The sequence below is a fragment of the Citromicrobium bathyomarinum genome, assembly GCF_038594485.1.
Taxonomy (GTDB): Bacteria; Pseudomonadota; Alphaproteobacteria; order Sphingomonadales; family Sphingomonadaceae; genus Alteriqipengyuania; species Alteriqipengyuania bathyomarina_A.
This window is the reverse complement of the sequence record NZ_JBCFZG010000008.1, coordinates 184,773-198,951: the sequence shown is the minus strand read 5'-3', so window position 1 is coordinate 198,951 and position 14,179 is coordinate 184,773. Positions and strand designations below refer to the sequence as shown.

The 14,179-nt window shown below is 65.9% G+C and carries 13 protein-coding genes; 8 read left to right on the top strand and 5 right to left on the bottom strand.

Annotated elements, in window-relative coordinates; translation table 11 throughout:
• Positions 1-108 precede the first annotated feature (108 nt).
• Genes hemC through AAG591_RS13765 form a run of 3 tightly spaced genes read left to right on the top strand, consistent with a single transcriptional unit; the run spans position 109 to position 2,684 of the window.
• On the top strand, positions 109-987 hold the full coding sequence (gene hemC, locus AAG591_RS13775; RefSeq protein WP_425341670.1) for a hydroxymethylbilane synthase: 879 nt from the start codon (positions 109-111) through the stop codon (positions 985-987).
• Positions 984-1,664 carry a uroporphyrinogen-III synthase gene (locus AAG591_RS13770; protein ID WP_342531986.1) on the top strand — a complete coding sequence of 227 codons (681 nt, stop codon included), beginning with the start codon at positions 984-986 and terminating at the stop codon, positions 1,662-1,664. The genes hemC and AAG591_RS13770 overlap by 4 nt, the downstream gene beginning before the upstream one ends.
• Positions 1,665-1,721: 57 nt before the next feature.
• A complete protein-coding gene (locus tag AAG591_RS13765; RefSeq protein WP_342531985.1) occupies positions 1,722-2,684 on the top strand; it encodes a hypothetical protein in 963 nt (320 codons plus the stop codon).
• Positions 2,685-2,713: 29 nt separating this feature from the next.
• On the opposite strand, the gene AAG591_RS13760 is transcribed toward AAG591_RS13765, so the two are convergent.
• Positions 2,714-3,958, bottom strand: coding sequence for an FAD-dependent monooxygenase (locus AAG591_RS13760; RefSeq protein WP_342531984.1), 1,245 nt, complete (start codon positions 3,956-3,958; stop codon positions 2,714-2,716).
• Positions 3,959-4,012: 54 nt separating this feature from the next.
• Here AAG591_RS13760 and AAG591_RS13755 point away from each other — a divergent pair, with 54 nt between their 5' ends.
• Positions 4,013-6,100 carry a protein-disulfide reductase DsbD family protein gene (locus AAG591_RS13755; protein ID WP_342531983.1) on the top strand — a complete coding sequence of 696 codons (2,088 nt, stop codon included), beginning with the start codon at positions 4,013-4,015 and terminating at the stop codon, positions 6,098-6,100.
• On the opposite strand, the gene AAG591_RS13750 is transcribed toward AAG591_RS13755, so the two are convergent.
• The gene (locus AAG591_RS13750; protein WP_342531981.1) at positions 6,021-6,614 is read right to left on the bottom strand and encodes a hypothetical protein; all 594 of its coding nucleotides are present in this window, start codon (positions 6,612-6,614) and stop codon (positions 6,021-6,023) included. The genes AAG591_RS13755 and AAG591_RS13750 overlap by 80 nt on opposite strands.
• 615 nt (positions 6,615-7,229) lie before the next feature.
• Positions 7,230-9,407 carry an excinuclease ABC subunit UvrB gene (gene uvrB, locus AAG591_RS13745; protein WP_342531980.1) on the bottom strand — a complete coding sequence of 726 codons (2,178 nt, stop codon included), beginning with the start codon at positions 9,405-9,407 and terminating at the stop codon, positions 7,230-7,232.
• Positions 9,408-9,527: 120 nt separating this feature from the next.
• Between uvrB and AAG591_RS13740 the strand changes: the two genes are divergently transcribed.
• The 3 genes from AAG591_RS13740 to AAG591_RS13730 all read left to right on the top strand — a co-directional run bounded on the left by AAG591_RS13740 (position 9,528) and on the right by AAG591_RS13730 (position 11,518).
• Positions 9,528-10,070 (top strand): DUF3617 domain-containing protein, encoded by a 543-nt coding sequence (locus tag AAG591_RS13740; RefSeq protein ID WP_342531979.1) that lies wholly within the window; start codon positions 9,528-9,530, stop codon positions 10,068-10,070.
• A 68-nt stretch (positions 10,071-10,138) separates the two neighbouring features.
• The gene (locus AAG591_RS13735; RefSeq protein WP_342531977.1) at positions 10,139-10,627 is read left to right on the top strand and encodes a DUF3617 domain-containing protein; all 489 of its coding nucleotides are present in this window, start codon (positions 10,139-10,141) and stop codon (positions 10,625-10,627) included.
• A gap of 102 nt (positions 10,628-10,729) precedes the next feature.
• Positions 10,730-11,518, top strand: a complete 789-nt coding sequence (locus AAG591_RS13730; RefSeq protein ID WP_342531976.1) for an esterase/lipase family protein — start codon at positions 10,730-10,732, stop codon at positions 11,516-11,518.
• A 9-nt stretch (positions 11,519-11,527) separates the two neighbouring features.
• Here AAG591_RS13730 and AAG591_RS13725 read toward each other — a convergent pair whose 3' ends face one another.
• A complete protein-coding gene (locus tag AAG591_RS13725) occupies positions 11,528-12,220 on the bottom strand; it encodes an extensin-like domain-containing protein (RefSeq protein ID WP_342531975.1) in 693 nt (230 codons plus the stop codon).
• Between the two features lie 112 nt (positions 12,221-12,332).
• Here AAG591_RS13725 and budC point away from each other — a divergent pair, with 112 nt between their 5' ends.
• On the top strand, positions 12,333-13,121 hold the full coding sequence (gene budC / locus AAG591_RS13720) for a meso-2,3-butanediol dehydrogenase (RefSeq protein WP_342531974.1): 789 nt from the start codon (positions 12,333-12,335) through the stop codon (positions 13,119-13,121).
• Here budC and AAG591_RS13715 read toward each other — a convergent pair.
• The gene (locus AAG591_RS13715) at positions 13,112-14,137 is read right to left on the bottom strand and encodes a DUF4424 family protein (RefSeq protein WP_342531972.1); all 1,026 of its coding nucleotides are present in this window, start codon (positions 14,135-14,137) and stop codon (positions 13,112-13,114) included. The genes budC and AAG591_RS13715 overlap by 10 nt on opposite strands.
• Positions 14,138-14,179 lie beyond the last annotated feature (42 nt).

Here is a 14,179-nt window from a genome sequence, read left to right as displayed (position 1 = left end):
GGTGCTTTCCCTTAAAGCAGAGCGAGGGTAGGGCAAGCAAAGCCTATGCAGACACACGCCAAGACCGCTCCGCGCATCCGCCTCGGCACGCGCCGCTCCCCTCTCGCGCTGGCTCAGGCGCATGAAACCCGCGCCCGCCTGTGCGCGGCGCATGGGTGGGACGAGAGCGTGGTGGAGCTGGTGCCCGTGGTCGCCGGGGGCGACAAGGTGCAGGACCGCCCGCTGGCCGACATGGGCGGCAAGGCGCTGTGGACGCGCGAACTCGACGGCTGGCTGGCCGAAGGGCGAATCGATGCTGCGGTTCATTCGCTCAAGGATGTGGAGACGATCCGGCCCGAATGGATTGCGCTCGCCGCGATCCTCCCACGGGCCGACCGGCGCGACGTGTTGCTGGGCGCAAGCTCGATCGCGTCCATTCCGCAAGGAGCCCGGCTGGGGACCAGCGCGCCCCGCCGTGCCGCCCAGATGCGGAACCTGCGGCCAGATATCGAGGTCGTGCTGTTTCGCGGCAATGTCGCGACCCGCATGGCCAAGCTTCAGGCGGGCGATGCGGACGTGACGCTGCTCGCCGCCGCCGGGCTGGAGCGGCTGGGCGAGGAAGGCGTAGGCACTCCGCTGGAAACCGGCGACTGGCTGCCTGCCCCCTCTCAGGGCGCGATCGGGATCGAATGCCGCGCCGACGATGCCGCGACCCGCGAAGCGCTGGCCGCAATCGACCACGCGCCGACGCGGACCGAGATCACGGCGGAACGCGCCGTGCTCGAAGCGCTCGGCGGTTCGTGCCACAGCCCGGTCGGGATGCTCGCGATTGCCGACGCAGGCCGTGTCGCCCTGACCGCCGCATTGTTCAGCGCCGACGGGGCCGAGCGGGTCGACGGCGAAACCACTCTCGACGCGCAGGACGGCGATGGCTTGCGCGCTTTCTCCGCCGATCTGCTGAACCGCGCGACACCGGGCATCGCTGCGCTGTTTTCCCAGAACGGATGAGCACACGAGTCTTCGTGCTGCGGCCCGAACCGGGCCTCTCCGCGACGATGGAGCGCGGACGCGCGATGGGCCTGACGATGGAGGCGATGCCGCTGAGCGCGGCGGAGCCGGTGGCGTGGGACATTCCCCCGGGCAGCTTCGACGGTATCCTGCTCGGCAGTGCCAACGGGCTGCGCCATGCGGGGGAGCATCTTGCAGATCTCGGCCCGTTGCCAATCTATGCCGTGGGAGAAGCAACCGCCGAAGAGGCGCGCGCGCGCGGCATGCCCGTGGCAATGGTCGGCAGCGGCGGCTTGCAGGGTCTGCTAGACGCGCTGCCCGGCAACCGCCCGCTGTCGCTCCTGCAGCTGGCCGGGGCGGAGCACCTGCCGGTCAAACCGCCCCCGCACATCACTATCGCGAGCGCGACGGTCTATGCGATCGTCCACCATCCGCTCGCTGCGTCGGATATCGACCGGCTGGGCGGAGGCGGGGTGGTACTGCTCCATTCGGGCGGCACCGCTCGGCAATTCGAGAGCGAGTGCGCCAGGGCGGGGATCGACCGCAGCAAGCTGGCGCTCGCGGCGATCGGGCCACGGGTGGCGCGAAGTGTTTCTGACGGTTGGAAAAGCCTGCGTTCAGCATCCACGCCCGATGATGCCGCCTTGCTTTCCCTGGCAGATATTATGTGCCATTAACCATTCACCGCTAAGCTTCGATCCGGGACCTCGGGGCCAAACGGAATTGGATATGTAATGAATTTTGAAGAAACCCAGCAGGATGGGCAGCGTTCGCGCGCCTTGCTGGGCATCGCTTTGGTGGTGGTATTGCTGGTTGCCGCGGGGGCCCTGTTCTTCGTCTGGCGGCCGGAAGCCTATCGGAGTGCCGTCGCCGCACTGACTTCCAGCCCAGAGGATACCAGCGAGCCTCTGGTCAGCGCGGGCGCGACGCCGGTCGCAACCGGCCAGGCATCTGCCGGGACGCCTGCCGCAACCACCAGCGCGCGCGCACCCGCGCCGCGACCTTCGGCAAGCGACAATGCCAGTGTCGAACAGGTGGTAGAGCAGCAAGGCGGCATCGAGCAGCGCCTGACCGCTGCGGAACAGCGCCTGTCCCGCCTCGACCTGCAGACCCAGGCCGCCGCCGGAAACGCGGCGCGTGCGGAGGGGCTGCTGATCTCCTTCGCCACCCGCCGCTCGATCGAGCGCGGGGCGGAACTCGGCTATCTCGCCGACCAGCTGCGGCTGCGCTTCGGCGATGCACTGCCCAACGCCGTCAAGACGCTGACCGACATGAGCCGCAACCCGGTGACGGTCGACCAGTTGCTCGCGCGTCTCGAAGGGCTCGAGCCTGCGCTGCGCACCGATTCCGATGCGCCAAGCCTTGAACGCTTGCGGCGCGAGCTGTCCAACCTGTTCGTGGTCCGCCGCCAGAGCGCGCCTTCGCCGCAGCCACGCCGTCGGCTCGAACGCGCCAAGACGTTTCTCCAGACCGGCCGCTACGAAGCCGCGATCGAGGAAGTGCAGAACATGCCGGGCGCCACCGCAGCGGATCAGTGGGTCGCCGATGTGCGCCGCTACGCCGCCGCGCAGCGCGCGCTCGACCTGATCGAGACGGCTGCCGTGGTCGAACCCAACCGCTTGCGCGATGGTTCGGGCGAACGGGTCGAACAGCCAAGCCCGGCGGTCTCGCCCGGCCCCAAGAGATCGTCCAACTAGCTTACGAAGGTCGGGACCGACGCGCGGCGTCAGCCCTGCATCAGTTCGGGCACGTCTCCGCTAACCCCGCGCGCTTCGTCCATGAACCAGCGTTTCAGCGGCTCGAGCCGCTGCACGCCCGCCATCCCGAAGCGGCGGATTGCCGATGCGCCGGGGCCGGAGATGCCGAACAGCCGGGTGAGCCCGTCGGTCGCCAGCGAGACCATGAAGGAATCGAGCCCGCGCCAGCTCTCGTAGCGCTTCAGCAGCTCCGCATCTGCGGGATCGAGGCCGAGCCGCTTGCCCTCCGCGATCACCTCGACCAGCGCGCCCGCATCCCTCAACCCCAGGTTGAGGCCCTGCCCCGCGATAGGGTGGATGCCGTGCGCCGCATCGCCGACCAGCGCGAGCCGATGGTCGACGACCTTCGCCGTGTGATGAAAGCCGAGCGGGTAGGAAGAACGCGGGCCATTGGCTTCCACGTCGCCGAAAATGCGGCCCATCCGCTTTTCGACCTCGGCGATGAAGGCGCGGTCGCCCATCGCCAGCACGCCGTCGCCATCGGCCTCGTCGACCGTCCAAACCAACGCGCTACGGTGCCGGCCCTGCGCGTCGTCGAGCATCGGGAGCAGCGCGAACGGGCCTTCGGGATAGAAGATTTCCCACGCGACGTTGTCGTGCGGCTTGGAATGGATCAGCCCGGCGATGATCGCGCGGTGGTTGTACTGCCAGTTGGCGATCTTGATCCCGGCCTCTTCGCGTGTCGGCGAGCGCCGCCCCTCGGCAGCGACCATCAGCCGCGCTTCCAGCACGGTGCCATCGGCGAGCGTTGCAGACACCTTGTGATTGCCGCGCGTGCGCTCAATCACATCGACGCCTGCGTGCCATGCGATCAGCGGTTCCTTCTTCGCCGCCTCGAACAGGCTGAGGCGCAGCTGCCGATTGGCGAACATCCGGCCAAGGCTGCCGTCGCCCTCATCGGGCTGGAAGTCGATCCGGCCGGGTTTGAGCTGGTCGGTCACCGCGATCTTCGCGATCGGGCAGCCATGCGGTTCGAGCGAGTCGGCCAGCCCGATATTGGTGAACAGGTTCCAGCTGGCGGTGGAGATCGCCGATGCACGCCCGTCGAATCCATCGGCGGTCAGGCTTGCAGGATCGGCGCGGTCGACCACATGGCTGGTGATGCCCTTCTTCGCCGCCGCCAGCGCCAGCGTCATCCCGACCAGCCCGCCGCCCAGGATCAGCAGGTCGCGCGGTTCGGTGATTTTCGGCTTGCTGGAGGGTTTTGCAGGCATGATTGGCCGTTCCATCGCTTGTTTCGGCAGAGCCGCAGCCCTAGGCCGCTGACGATGATCCGCGCAAGTGTTCCCATCATTGCCCGTCTGCTCGGCGTGCTGTGCGCGGCGCTGCTCGCAACGGTCGCGGTGCAGGGACAGGGGCAGGCGCAGGCGCAGGACGCCAACATCGCCGCGCACCTGCAAGTGGAAGGTCCCGTGGCTCCCGGTGGCGAAACGCGCATTGCGATCCGTTTCACCCCCCGGTCTGATGAATGGCACGGCTACTGGTCGAACCCCGGCGACGCCGGGCTCGGCATGCAGGTCGAGTGGGAATTGCCCGAGGGGGTCAGCGTCGGCCCATTCCGCTATCCCCCGCCCAAGACGCTCCTGATCGGCGGGTTGATGAACCACGTCTTCGAAGGCGACTACGCGGTGGTCGCGCCGCTGCGGCTGGCGAAGGACGCGCCGATTGACGCGCCTTTCGAACTGCGCGGGACCGCGAACTACCTCGCCTGCACAGACAAGATCTGCGTCCCCCAGCGCGCTGAGCTGCGCGCAGTGGTGCCGGTAGGGGAAGGTGCTGCAAGCGCGGAATTCGTGCGCTACTCCAGTGCTCTGGCCGCGCCGCTCGATCGCGCAGCGCGGTTCGCCTACACCGACAACACACTGCGCCTCGCCATCCCCCTCCCCGAAGCGCTGGAGGTCGGTGCGCCGCACGTGTTCATCGGCAACCGCGAGATGGTCCAATACGCCGCGCCGCAGACCTTCCGCCGCAATGGTGACATGCTGGTGGCAGAGATTCCGCTGGCCGAAGACGGAGTGCGGCCCGCCGCGCTCAGCGGCATCATTCGCCTGGGCGATGGCACCGGCCTCGCCTTCGACGCCGAGCCGGGCACCGTGCCCACGGGAGGCAAACCGATCCGCACCGGAGGCGACCTCCCGCCATGGTGGATGCTGATCGGCGCCGCCCTGCTGGGCGGGCTGGTGCTCAACATCATGCCCTGCGTTTTCCCGATCCTCAGCCTCAAGGCGCTGTCATTGGCGAAGGCGGGCGGGGAGGAACGCGCGGCGCGTAAGGACGCGCTCGCGTATACCGCAGGCGTGGTGTTCGCCTGCCTTGCGCTGGGCGGAGTGCTTCTGGCGCTGCGGGCAGGGGGCGAGAGCGTCGGCTGGGCGTTCCAGTTGCAGCAACCGGGTGTCGTCATCGTGCTGTTCCTGCTCGCCGCAGCGCTGACCGCGAACTTCCTCGGTACGTTCGAGATTCCCGGCATGGCGATCACCGGGGGTGGCGCGAGCGGGCGCGGTAGTTTTGCGACCGGGCTGCTCGCCGCCTTTGTGGCAACACCTTGCACCGGGCCCTTCATGGCCGCTGCGCTGGGGGCGGCACTGGTCCTGCCATGGCCGCTCGCGCTCGGCCTGTTCGCGGCGCTTGGGCTCGGCATTGCCCTGCCATTTCTTGTCGTGGGTTTCGTGCCTGCGATCCGCCAGCGTCTGCCAAGGCCAGGTAAATGGATGGAGACCTTCCGCCGCTGGATGGCGCTGCCGATGGGCCTGACCACGCTGGCGCTCGGCTGGCTGCTGTGGCGGTTGGGCGGCTGGAGCTGGCTCGCGATCGTTCTCGGCTTCGCGGTCGTCGTCGTCGCCCTGTTGGCGCTTGCGGGGCGAGCGCAGCGCGCCTCGCGGCCTGCACTGCCTTATGGCTTGGCACTTGCGGCGACCTCATTGGTGGCGCTGCTCCTGATCCCGGAGCCGAGCGCGCCCGAAGCATCGGCGGACATGCTCGCCAGCCAGCCCTTCAGCGCAACCGCGCTTGCCGAGGCGCGCGCGGCAAACCGCCCCGTGTTCGTATACTTCACCGCCGACTGGTGCCTGACCTGCAAGGTCAACGAGGGTGTTGCGCTCGAGCGCGCGGAGACCGCTCAGGCTCTCGAAGAGGCGAATGCACTGGTGCTGCGCGGCGACTGGACGCGGCGCGACCCTGACATCACCGCCTTCCTGACGCAGCAGGGCGTGGCGGGCGTGCCGCTCTACCTATGGTATGCGCCGGGAGCCGCGCAGCCCGTGCGGCTGCCGCAGGTGCTCAGTCCACGTTCGGTGATCGATCGGGCCCGGTCGAAACCGGGAACGCCTGGCGAGCGGCGAGGCGGCAGCTCTCGATAAGGTCACGCGGCGCCTCGCTCGCATTCAATGCCAGCGTACCTGCACCGGGGATGGTCATCTCGACCCCGCGCCTGCCCGTAAGCACGTCGAGCTTGTCCGATTCCAGCGGGGCAGTCCCTTCCCACAGGAAGGCACGGCCATTGTCGACCGCCGCGACCGGGAAGCGTTCGCGGTGGCCATTGCCGATGATCGCCATCAGCGCCTGCGCGCCTTCGTCGGCGCGCGCGAAGCGGGTGAAGCGGATCACGGGTTTCCGGGGGCCATCCTTGCTCGGCAGCGCGCATGCCATCGCAGCGAGCGGCGGCTGACCCGGAATGCCGTACAGCAATCGCATCGGCTGCGCGCTCGGCGCCCACACCGCGCCGGTCGCGTCGGGCGAGGGCTGCGGTTCGCTGGCGAAACGCGAGGTGTCGGGCGGGTCGGTACGCCCTTCGTAACGGTCGGCGGCGGGCGGCTGGCAGGCGGCCAGCATCGCGCAGGTCGCCAAAATTGCTGCTATGGAACTACGCGCCATCACCGGCCCGCTAGCGCGATTTCAGCCGCAAGCAAAGAGGGTTAGGCGGCGGGTGTGTGTGGGATTTGGGGGCGGTCGCTGACAGGGCTCAGCCGCGCGCGGCGTGATCCGGTCGAGCGCTTCGCCATTCGTGCGCGTTTCCTTAGGGCCGACGAAAGGTCACCCGCTACTGGCGATCCCCAATCCAGATGCGTCACCCCGAACTTGTTTCGGGGTCCAGTTTTCGGATCTCGACGGACGGATCGGCTGGAGGGCTGGATGCTGAAACAAGTCCAGCATGACGGATGGGGAGGAGCGGGCTCACTTCTTCTCGCCGAGCGACTTGCCGATCTGGATGCCCGCATAGGCGAAGCCGCCTGCGAGCATGATGATGGCGACGATCAGGGAGACGATTTCGAAGGGGGTCATGGCTGCCTCGTTTTGAATGCAGCTACCTATTGATGCCACTCCTGCTCATTAAACAAGTCACCCAAAAGCTTACGACGACATTGCAAATCGGAGACATTCGAGGACCAAGTCTTCCAACACTAAGGCGGTCGTCTCGGAAGATTTCTCATCATGTCAATGTCTTATAGTGAGATAGCTCTTCCAACACGTCAAGTCGGGGATAAATTCTCACTTCCCCCACTTCTTCTGCGTCCGCCCGTACCGCAGCTTCCGCGTCCCCGGCTTGCCCTCGTTACTCCGGCCAACCCTCGGGGCCTTCTGCTCGCCCTCGGGCAGGCCAAGCTCATCCGCCTCCAGCGCGCGGATCTCGTCACGCAAACGCCCGGCCTCCTCGAACTCGAGGTTCGCGGCGGCTTCGCGCATCTTCTTTTCGAGGTCTTCGATATAGGCGCGCAGGTTGTGGCCGACCAAGGGTGTGGCCTCGTCCTCGGGTGCGCCGTCCTCGCCCTTGGTGGCGTGGGCGGTGATGTCGGCGATGGCGCGGCGGATGGTTTGCGGGGTGATCCCGTGTTCTTCGTTGTATTCGCGCTGTTTCTCGCGCCGCCGCTCGGTTTCGGCCATAGCCCGTTCCATCGATCCGGTGATCCGGTCGGCATACAAAATCACCCGGCCATCGACGTTGCGCGCGGCGCGGCCGATGGTCTGGATCAGCGAGGTTTCGGAGCGCAGGAAGCCTTCCTTGTCCGCGTCCAGAATGCACACCAGCCCGCATTCGGGAATGTCGAGCCCTTCGCGCAGCAGGTTGATGCCGACCAGCACGTCGTACACGCCCAGCCGCAGGTCGCGGATCAGCTCGATGCGTTCCAGCGTCTCGACGTCGGAGTGCATGTAGCGGACCTTCACGCCCGCTTCGTGCATGAACTCGGTCAGGTCTTCGGCCATCCGCTTGGTCAGCGTGGTGACGAGCGTGCGGTAGCCCTTGGCGGCGGTGGCCTTGCACTCCTCGATACAGTCCTGGACCTGATCCTCGACCGGGCGGATCTCCACCGGCGGATCGATCAGGCCGGTCGGACGGATGACCTGTTCGGCGAAGACGCCGCCGGTCTGTTCCAGCTCCCATCCACCGGGCGTGGCGGAGACGGCGAAGGTCTGCGGGCGCATCGCGTCCCACTCGTTGAAACGCAGCGGGCGGTTGTCGATGCAGCTGGGCAGGCGAAAACCGTATTCGGCCAGCGTGATCTTGCGACGGTGGTCGCCCTTGGCCATCGCGCCGATCTGCGGCACCGTCTGGTGGCTTTCATCGACGAACAGCAGTGCGTTTTCGGGGAGATATTCGAACAAGGTCGGCGGCGGCTCGCCCGGCAGGCGGCCGGTCAGGAAGCGCGAGTAGTTCTCGATCCCGTTGCAGCTGCCGGTCGCGGCGATCATCTCGAGGTCGAAATTGGTCCGTTGCTCCAGCCGCTGGTGTTCGAGCAGCTTGCCCTCCGCTTCCAGCTCCTTGAGCCGTTCGGCGAGTTCGAACCGGATGGCTTCGGAAGCCTGCTTCATCGTCGGACCGGGGGTGACGTAGTGCGAGTTTGCATAGACGCGCACCTTCTCCAGCTTGCGACCGGGCTTGCCGGTCAGCGGATCGAATTCGACGATTTCCTCGATATCGTCGCCGAAGAAGCTGATCCGCCACGCCGTGTCTTCGTAATGCGAAGGGAAGATTTCGAGATTGTCGCCGCGCACGCGGAAATTGCCGCGCGCGAAGGCAACGTCATTGCGCTTGTACTGCAGCGCAACGAGCTTGCGGATCAGCTCGCGCTGGTCGACGCTCTCGCCCTCCTTGATGTCGAAGATCATCGCCGAATAGGTCTCGACCGATCCGATACCGTAGAGGCAGCTTACCGAGGCGACGATGATCACATCGTCACGCTCCAGCAGCGCGCGGGTGGCCGAGTGGCGCATCCGGTCGATCGCCTCGTTTACCGAGCTTTCCTTCTCGATGTAGGTATCGGAGCGCGGCACGTAGGCTTCGGGCTGGTAGTAGTCGTAATAGCTGACGAAATACTCGACCGCGTTGTTGGGGAAGAAGCTCTTGAACTCGCCATAGAGCTGCGCGGCGAGGATCTTGTTGGGTGCAAGGATCAGCGCGGGGCGCTGCAACTGCTCGATCACCTTGGCCATTGTGAAGGTCTTGCCCGAACCGGTGACGCCGAGCAGCACCTGCGTCTGTTCGCCGTCCTTCGCGCTGTCGACCAGCTCGCGGATTGCGGTCGGCTGATCGCCTGCGGGTTCGTAGTCGCTGACCAGCTCGAACCGCTTGCCCGGCATCGACTTTTCGGGCCGCGCAGGCTTGTGCGGGGTGAATTCGCCGGTGGTGTCGGGCTCTTCCAGCCCGCGCCTGATGATCAATTCCGCCATGTCGTTCATATTGGCGTGTCGGGCGCTCGCCGCAATGGCGGTTGTGAGGTCTCTGCCCGCGCGATAGGAACCTGGACGAACAGGCGGATAATGCCCGCCGAGCGTTCCGGGAGATTCAACATGCGCACCATTATCGTCGCTTCCGCCTGCCTCGCCCTGCTTGCCGGCTGTTCGGACGGGGGTGCCGATGCTGACGGCGATGGCGAAATCACGAGCAAGGAAGTGGCCGCCGAAGCTGCCTCCGGCGGCGAGATCAAGATGCGCGCCGGGGAATGGGAAAACACGATCGAGTTCACCGAATTCGATATCCCCGGTGTTCCGGAGGGTATGAAGGAGATGATCGCCGGGCAGATGGGGAAATCCATCACCGCCAAATCGTGTCTGACCCAGGAAGAGGCCGACAAGCCGGACGCAGGCTTCTTCGGGGGTGAGAAGAGCGACAACTGCAAGTACGACGAATTCGACCGTTCGGGCGGCAAGCTGACGCTGCGGATGACCTGTGACACGGACGAGGGCGGCTCCGCGAAGATCGCAATGGACGGCAAGTTTGGGCGGGACAGCTTCACGATGACCATGTCCAACGTCATCTCGGGTTCCGAGAACGGCGATGTGACCATGAAGGGCACCGTCTCCGGCAAGCGGATCGGCGACTGCGCCGGGTAGGATTGCGAACCCGCCTGCAAACGGGCGGGATCGGTAAGGGAAGGCTGATTTCCATCATGCGGATTGAAATGGCGGGCATCCTAATGTCCGTAATCGCGCTCGCTCTGGCGTCCTGCGGGGAACCGCCGGGCGGGACGATGGGCAACGATGCGGCAGAAAAGATCGACGGCGACGTCCGCCAGCTCGCAGGCCTCTATCGCGAACGGATCACCATAGAAGGTCCCGCCAATGGTGGTGCGGGGAGCCAGTACGGCGAGGACGAGAAGTGCCTTACCGAGGAAGACGTGAAGGATGGCCACCGTGCCATGCTCCTTTCGTTCCAGGGTGATGCCTGCCGGTTCGAGAAATACGATCTCGAAGGCTCGACGCTCGACGCGGTGCTGGTCTGCAAGGCCGATGCCTACCAGCCCGAAACCCGCGGGAGTATCACCGGAACAGTCACACCCACCGGCAGCAATCTGCGGATGACCTATTCGGGTCTCGGCAGTGGCGAGGGTGCGGTCGGGATGCGGGTCGAGAGCGAACGCATCGGCGATTGTGCCGACGAGGAAAAATAGCACCGCATTTGCTACGTCGCGTGCAGCGCATCGGGTCTTCAGGAAACTCTAAGCCGCCTTTGGCATTATGAAGGTGTGAGAGACATCCTGAAGACACCGCTTGTGGCAACCCAGCAAGGCCTCAGCACCGGTGTGCCCGGCTTTACAGCTCTCGCCGACAGCGAGTGGGCGCGCCGTTTCGAGCTGGCGCGCGAGCCCGATCCCGATGGCGCGCGCGGTCCGCGCCTGTGGTATCTTCTCGCCGAACTCGGATACGTGCTGGAACCGCTGCGGCGGCTTTACCGGTCGCTGTTCAAACCATTCAGGATCGCCAAGGCGAGCCATCCCCGCATGGTCATGGTGCTGCCCGGCTTCGGTACGAACCCGATCAAGATGCGCTATTTCGCGCGGCGGCTGGAAGACGCGGGCCACACGGTCAAGCGCTGGGGATGCGGCTATAACTGGGGCTTTTCGGAGGAGCTTTTCGAGCAGCTGGAAGCGCGCCTCCTCGATCTGAGGGCGCGCGCTGGCGAGCCGGTCGTGCTGGTCGGCTGGAGCCTTGGGGGGCTCTATGCGCGCGAACTGGCCAAGCGCCAGCCCGACGCGGTCGCCAAGGTGATTTCGATGGGCTCTCCCTTCTCGGGCAGCCTGCGGGCCAACAACGTGTGGCGGATCTATCAGGCGGTCGCCGGGCACCGGATCGCCGATGTAAAGCTCGCAGCCCAGCTGTCGCGCAAGCCACCGGTGGAGACGGTCGCGCTGTGGAGCCCGCGCGACGGGGCGATCAGCCCGCGTTCGGCCGCAGGCTATCCCGGCGAACGCGACCGGGCCGTCGCGCTCCGCTGCAGTCACATGGGATTTTCATACTCGCCCGAGGCGATCTGCGCGGTCGCGCGCGAGATCGACGACTGACCTCGCCGGTCAGCGGCAGAACGAGCCGTCGCCGAATTCCAGATGCAGATGGTCTGCATGCGCCGCGTTGTAGTCGGGGCTGAGCACGGTTCCGAAGCGCTTGCACGCGCTTTGCCGCACCACGCGGAGGAACTTCTTCTCCTCGCTCGACCCGGCGTTCCAGTCGGCCTTGACCGTGACCCTCCGTCCATCTTCCAGCACGAAGCCGGCGATGTCGATGGCTTCCGCCCGCGCATGGGCAGAGCGTTTCGAACTGCCCGCGACATTGCGGCAGGCGTAGCTGCCCATCGTTTCGATCCGCGCGATCCCGCTGCCGAGATAGGCCCGTGCCGCACGGTCCACGCCATAGCGCGCCCAGTCGGCGAACGTCCCCGCCGTGGAGCATGTCACCGCACCGAGGCTTGAAATACCAAGGCGGCTCATGTCGCCTTGCAGGTCGGTCAGCGACACCGCGTTGATCTGGGAGCAGCCGGGTGCCTCACTGGAGTTGGCCAGTGGTGAGAAACGCGCGCCGGTTGCACCGAGATGCGCGAGGCACTGCTGATCGACCAGACTGGGGGCCACGGTACCACCGCGATCGATCGTCGGCGGCATGCGGCGTGGCTGCGTGTCGTGCGCCGCGCCGCCTCCGCCCGGCAACAGCCGGCAGCCGGGCAGGGCCAGTGCGATGCAGGTCAGTAGCAGGAGGCGCGAATGGTGCATGTCGCCCCCGGGTATCGGCCGGGTGTGGTTAACACCGCCCTAAGACTGCTCGCCTGGAAACATACCCACGGCCCGCCCATTGCGAGGGTGAGGCATTTAAAAAGAGGAACCTATGCAACGCTTTACCGACCGCACCGTGATCGTCACCGGCTCCTCCAAGGGGATTGGCGCGGCCATCGCCCGCCGCTTCGCGCAAGAGGGCGCCAATGTGGTGCTCAACAGCCGCAGCCGCGACGATCTGGAAAGCGTCGCCAGCGAAATGGACGAAGCGCGCACCATGATCGTCGAGGGCGACGTATCCGACGCAGCCTTCGCCAAAAATCTGGTCGAGCGTGCTGTTAAGCGGTTCGGCGGGCTCGATTGCCTGGTCAACAACGCAGGTACGGCAACGGCGGGTCCACTGGCCGAGGCGAGTGACGAGGACATCGACGCAGTGATCGACATCAACGTCAAAGGCGTCATGTACCTGTGCCGCGCGGCGATCCCGCATCTCGCGAAGAGCGAGGCGCCCGGCGGTGGCAGCATCGTGAATACCTCCAGCGTCTCTGGCACCGGCGGCGACTGGACCATGCCGATCTATAACGCGAGCAAGGGCGCGGTGACGAATCTCACTCGCGGCCTCGCGCTGCAACTGGGCGCGCAGGGCATCCGCGTAAACGCGGTGTGCCCGTCGATGACCAAAACCGAGATGAGCGAGGACATTCGTGATAACGACGAGTTGTTCGACGCCTTCCTGCGCCGCATCCCGCTCGGCCGGGCGGGCGAACCGGAGGATGTTGCGGCGGTCGTCGCCTTCCTCGCCAGCGAAGATGCGCGCCATGTCACCGGCGTGAACCTGCCCGTGGATGGCGGGGTCAGCGCGTCGAACGGCCAGCCCAATTTCCAGGCGTTTCAGTCGTAGCGGAAGAAACTGACGATCAGCACCTCGAGGTCGCGGGTCGGCTCGAAGTCTTTCTTCACCACCTCGAACTGCGTCGGGCCGATCTTTTTCACGCCGTCCATGCAGAAGCTGACGAGATTGTCGGGCGATCCCTTGTCGACCACCAGCCGGAAATCGCGGATCGGTCCGTCCCAGTTCGCGCCCGAAGAAAGGACGTAGTTCAGCCAGGTCTCGCCCATGTAGGTCTGCATTTCTTCATCCCCGCCCGGGTTGGCGACTCGCCGGTCGATCCCGGCGACGATACCGTCGTCGAGGCAGTATTTCGTGCGATACTCGGCCAGGATGCTGTCCGCATCTTCGCTGCGATATTGAGGGTAGAGGGCGCTGCCTGCGCTGCCACCGACCAGCGGCACATATTCGTGCCGCACCGCGACTGTGCTGTTGGGTTCGAAGGTCTGCTCGCGCACGAAGTAGGTCACCTTATCCCAAGCCGGCACCGCCTCGTTGCCGAACAGCGGATCGCGCACAGCCCAGCCTTCGGTCACCAGCGCCTCCCGCTCTGTTTCGGATAGCGACGCGAAGGGATTGAGTTCGTCGGCGTAAGCCCAGGCCATCGGCCAGCCACGCTCTGCAACGGCATCGGTCACGTCGCGATCGCCGATCATCGCCCGGTCGAGCTGCTGCAAGCGCAGCGGTCGCCCGTCCACATGGGTGGCGAAATCGAACCCCGACCAGTTTTCGGTATTGTCGTAATACATGTCGCGCGCCGCCAGTCCGCGCGGTTGCGAGGGCATGGGGAAGGCGATCGTGGTGGTGATATATTCGTCTGTCGGGTTCTCGAACACGTAATCGACCCGCACCAGATCGGCCGAAACGTAGAGGTCTTCCTTGAGCATCCGCAAAGCGCTCGAAGGTTTGAGCTCGATCCCGCCAAGGCCGATCTCGGCCTCGGAATCGTTCGCCGCGATCGGGCTGGCGAGCAGGAAGCCCGCAGCAGCGAGAATCACGGCACGTGGCAGCAGACGTGAAAAGATCATCGGCAGAACTCCCCCGACAGCGCAACCCCGGCACCTTATACC

Excerpts from the sequence above, each read along its gene's own strand:
- AAG591_RS13770 (WP_342531986.1), top strand. The coding sequence starts at position 984 with ATGAGCACACGAGTCTTCGTGCTGCGGCCCGAACCGGGCCTCTCCGCG.
- AAG591_RS13765 (WP_342531985.1), top strand. The coding sequence starts at position 1,722 with ATGAATTTTGAAGAAACCCAGCAGGATGGGCAGCGTTCGCGCGCCTTG.
- AAG591_RS13760 (WP_342531984.1), bottom strand. The coding sequence starts at position 3,958 with ATGCCTGCAAAACCCTCCAGCAAGCCGAAAATCACCGAACCGCGCGAC.
- AAG591_RS13755 (WP_342531983.1), top strand. The coding sequence starts at position 4,013 with ATGATCCGCGCAAGTGTTCCCATCATTGCCCGTCTGCTCGGCGTGCTG.
- AAG591_RS13750 (WP_342531981.1), bottom strand. The coding sequence starts at position 6,614 with ATGGCGCGTAGTTCCATAGCAGCAATTTTGGCGACCTGCGCGATGCTG.
- uvrB (WP_342531980.1), bottom strand. The coding sequence starts at position 9,407 with ATGGCGGAATTGATCATCAGGCGCGGGCTGGAAGAGCCCGACACCACC.
- AAG591_RS13740 (WP_342531979.1), top strand. The coding sequence starts at position 9,528 with ATGCGCACCATTATCGTCGCTTCCGCCTGCCTCGCCCTGCTTGCCGGC.
- AAG591_RS13735 (WP_342531977.1), top strand. The coding sequence starts at position 10,139 with ATGGCGGGCATCCTAATGTCCGTAATCGCGCTCGCTCTGGCGTCCTGC.
- AAG591_RS13725 (WP_342531975.1), bottom strand. The coding sequence starts at position 12,220 with ATGCACCATTCGCGCCTCCTGCTACTGACCTGCATCGCACTGGCCCTG.
- budC (WP_342531974.1), top strand. The coding sequence starts at position 12,333 with ATGCAACGCTTTACCGACCGCACCGTGATCGTCACCGGCTCCTCCAAG.
- AAG591_RS13715 (WP_342531972.1), bottom strand. The coding sequence starts at position 14,137 with ATGATCTTTTCACGTCTGCTGCCACGTGCCGTGATTCTCGCTGCTGCG.